Raw genomic sequence first — 4,316 nt, forward strand, 5'->3', positions numbered from 1 at the left:
GTGGAGGCGCATTTTCGTGGTGAGGGGCGTCGGGTGCGCTGGCTTGAGGTCAGCCACGCGTTTCACTCGCCGTTGATGGAGCCGATGCTGGAGGATTTCCGCCAGGTGGTGGGAAAGCTCACCTTCAATCCGGCCACCATCCCGGCGGTTTCCACGGTGACGGGTGAGCCGGATCCGGCGTGGGACGATCCGGAGTACTGGGTGGAGCATGTGCGCCGTCCGGTGCGCTACGCGGATGCGGTGACCGCCCTGGACACCCTCGGCGTGACCCGTTTCGTGGAGATCGGCCCGCAGGGTGTCCTGACGGCGCTGACGCAGCAGAACCTCCCCGATGACACCCGAGCCGTCATGGCCGTCCCCAGTCTGCGCGCAGGCCAGGACGAGCCGCAGGCTGTGCTGACGGCGCTGGCCCGCCTGCACGTCACCGGTGTCCCGGTCGACTGGCAGGCCTTCTACGGCGAAGATCACCGTCCCAGCCGCATCGATCTGCCCACCTACGCCTTCCAGCGCGACCGCTACTGGCTGACCGGCACCACCTTGGCAGCGGCTGCCCCCACCGCCCTGGGCCAGCAGAGCGCCGATCACCCCCTCCTCGGCGCGGCGGTCGATCTCCCCGACAGTGACAGCCAGATCTTCACCGGCCGCCTGTCCACCTCGACCCATCCCTGGCTGGCCGACCACGACGTGCTGGGCACGATCCTCCTGCCGGGCGCCGCCTTCGTCGAACTCGCCCTGCACGTCGGCGGTCAGGTCGACTGCCCGCTCCTGGAAGAGCTCAGCTTGCAGGCTCCTCTGATCCTGCCCGACCGGGGCGCGCGGCAGCTGCGTCTCGTGGTGGACCCGCCCGGTGAGGACGGGGACGGAGACGGGACGCGGTCGATCGGTGTCTACTCCCGGGCGGAGTCACCCGGCGCACCCTGGGTGCGGCACGCCGCCGGGACTGTCGGTCCGGGGCGCCTCGCCGCCGTACCCGTACCGGTCACCGGTATGGAGGTGTGGCCACCCGCGGGCGCGATCGCGGTCGAACCCGACGAGCTCTACGACACCCTGTACCGTTCCGGCCTCGCTCTGGGGGATGCGTGGCGGGGGGCGCGTGCTCTCTGGCGTCGCGGAGACGAGGTGTACGCCGAGATCGTGCTGCCCGACTGCGTGGTGGACGGCGAGGGATACGCCGTCCACCCGGCCCTGCTCGACCTGGCGGCGCACCTGTATCGGCTGGTCGACGGCGAGGGGCCCACGCGCCTGCCGTCCGCCTGGACAGGTGTGGCCGGTCACACCGACGCACGGGCGCCCGAGACGGTGCGGGTTCGTGTGGCGTCCGATGACGACCGTGGTGTGTCGGTCGTCCTGACCGACCCCGAGGGCCGGCTCCTGCTGACCGCGGACGTCGTGGAGTTCCGGGAGATGACCCCGGACGAGCTGCGGGTGACCGACGCCGAGGACGACATGCTCCACCGGCCGGTCTGGAAGGCCGTACCGCTCGGCGCCGACGCGACGGACCATCCCGTGCTTGGCGCAGAGGCGGTGCACGAACTCGTCGCGTCGCAGGAACGCGTGCCGGAACTCGTCGTCTTCGAATCGCCCGAGGCTAGGGACCCCCTCCCGGGAGGGCTGCTTCCGATCGTCGACCAGGTGCGGGCCGTGCTGCGGTCCTGGGTGGCCGAGGAGCGCCCGGCGGCCTCGACGCTCGTCGTGGTGACGCGGCACGCCGTGGCGGTGGACCGGGCGGAGGGAGCCTCGCTCGACCTCGTCCAGGCCGCCGTCCGCGGACTGGTCCGTGCGGCGCAGGCGGAACACCCGGGACGGTTCGTGCTGCTGGACCTCGATGCCGACGAGGCGTCGGCGTCGGCCGGGGTCATCGGTGCCGCGGTCGCGACGGGAGAGAGCGAGCTGGCGCTGCGCGGCGGCTCCGCCTTCGCTCCCCGACTGGAGCGGGTCACCGGTGACGACGGCTACGACAGTGACGACCGCCGTGACGCGGTGCGGCTGCCGGCGGAGGGCACGGTGCTCGTCACCGGCGGCACCCGCGGCGTCGGCGTCCGGGTGGCACACCATCTCGTGGCGGCCCACGGAGCCCGCCACCTGCTACTGACGGGCGACCCGGCCGACGAGACGTTGGAGCAGGTCGCCGCGTTGCGCGCCCTGGGTGCCGAGGTCACGGTCGCGGAGTGCGAGGCGAGCGACAGGGCCCGGCTCGCCGAACTGCTGGCCGCCCTCCCGGACGATCGCCCGCTGGTCGGGGTCGTCCACGCCGCCGACGCACAGCACAACGCGCTGATCGACACCATGAGCCCCGAGCAACTGGCCGCGGTCCTGCGGGCCGGGGCCGAGGCCGCCTGGAACCTGCACGAGCTCACCGAGGGCCACGACCTGGCCGTCTTCCTGCTGATCTCGTCCTCTACGAGCCTCTTTCTCGGCACCGGGCAGGCCAACACCGCGGCCTCCGCGGCGCTCCTGGACGCCCTGGCGCTGCGGCGGCGGACCCTCGGCCTGCCCGCGCTCTCCCTCGCCCTCGGCCCGAGGGAGCGCGGCACCGAGGCGGGCACGGCATACACCGAGCGGATGCGCCGCACCGGCATCCGGCCGCTGACGGCGGACGAGGCCCCGGCCGTGGTGACCCGGGGTCTGGAGACGGGCGAGTTCGTCCTGGTCCCCGTGCGACTGGACCAAGCGGTGCTGCGCGCGGCGGACGAACTACCGGACGTACTGGCCGGGCTCGTCCGCGCACCAGCGCGGCGGCCCGGGCAGCCCGGTGCCGACGGTGGCGGCGAGCTTCGGCGCCGGCTCTCCGGGCTCCCCGGCGACGAGCGGGTGCGGGTGCTGCTCGCCCTGGTCAGGGAACAGGTCGCGGCGGTCCTCGGGCACACGTCCGCCGAGGGTGTCGAGCCCGACCGGGCGTTCCAGGAACTGGGTTTCGACTCGCTCGCCGCGGTCGAGCTGCGCAGGCGGCTCACCGCGCGCACCGGGGTGGCACTCGCGTCGACCCTGGCGTTCGACCACCCCACCTCCCGCGCCGTCGCCGGCCTTCTCGACGAGGCGATCGAGCCGGCGGAGGAAGGGGCCGAGCAGGCCGTGCTGGCCGAGATTGAACGGCTGGAAACAGTCCTTGCGGCAGCGGCAGCGGCTGCGGCCGTCGGCGGAGGCGGCACGGTGCAGATCACCGCCCGTCTCGAGGCGTTGCTCCAGAGGTGGCGCGACACCCGGACGGACACCGCCGAGGACACGGCGGAGGTGGACTTCGAGGCGGCCGGGGACGACGAGCTGTTCGACGTCCTGGACCGGGAACTAGGCATCTCCTGAAGGCAGTTCAGCGCAGTTCAGCGCAGTTCGGCTCAGCACGGCTCGGCTCAGTTCGGCCTGGTCCTGGAACCGGCTTCGAGATCGATCGAGGGGCAGATGGAGAACGACGACAAACTGCGGTCGTATCTGCAGCGCGCGACCGCGGACCTGGTGCAGACGAAGCGACGCCTGCGCCAGGCCGAGGAACGGCATCACGAACCGATAGCCGTCGTCGCCATGGGCTGCAGACTGCCCGGAGGGATCAGCACACCCGAGGAACTCTGGGAGATGGTGGCCGAGGGCCGCGACGTCATCTCGCTGTTCCCGGAGAACCGGGGCTGGAACATCGATGAGCTGTACGACCCCGAGCCGGCGACGCCAGGCAGGACGTACTGCCGCGAGGGCGGATTCCTGCACGACGCGGGGCTCTTCGACGCCGGCTTCTTCAAGATGAGCCCGCGAGAGGCTCGCGAGACCGACCCCCAGCAACGGCTGCTGCTCGAAGTGGCCTGGGAGACCTTCGAACGGGCGGGCATCGACCCGACCACCCTCAAGGGCAGCCCCACGGGCGTCTTCGCCGGGCTCGCCTACCACGACTACACCGCTGACAGCGGCACCGGCGGTCTGGCGAGCGTGGCCTCCGGCCGCGTTGCCTATGTCCTCGGTCTGGAGGGTCCGGCCGTCACCGTGGACACGGCGTGCTCGTCGTCGCTGGTCGCCCTGCATCTCGCCGCCCAGGCCCTGCGCAACGGCGAGTGCACTCTCGCGCTCGCCGGCGGCGCCACGGTCATGTCCACCCCTGTCTCCTTCATCGGCTTCAGCCAGGACCGCGGCCTGGCCCCCGACGGACGCTGCAAGTCCTTCGGCTCGGCGGCGGACGGGACGACCTGGTCCGAGGGTGTCGGGCTGCTGCTCCTGGAGCGGTTGTCGGATGCGCGGCGAAACGGTCATCGGGTGTTGGCGGTGGTGCGGGGCAGTGCGGTGAATCAGGACGGGGCGAGTAATGGTTTGACGGCGCCGAATGGTCCGTCGCAGCA

At 72.1% G+C, this 4,316-nt stretch carries 2 protein-coding genes; both read left to right on the top strand.

The features are described 5' to 3' along the window. Positions 1-3,300, top strand: coding sequence for a KR domain-containing protein (locus ACI2L1_RS44930; RefSeq protein WP_404745264.1), 3,300 nt, complete (start codon positions 1-3; stop codon positions 3,298-3,300). A 114-nt stretch (positions 3,301-3,414) separates the two neighbouring features. Next, a partial coding sequence (locus ACI2L1_RS44935) for a beta-ketoacyl synthase N-terminal-like domain-containing protein (RefSeq protein ID WP_404745265.1) occupies positions 3,415-4,316 on the top strand: 902 nt, incomplete at its 3' end.

The organism is Streptomyces sp. NPDC019531 (assembly GCF_044903305.1).
GTDB lineage: Bacteria > Actinomycetota > Actinomycetes > Streptomycetales > Streptomycetaceae > Streptomyces.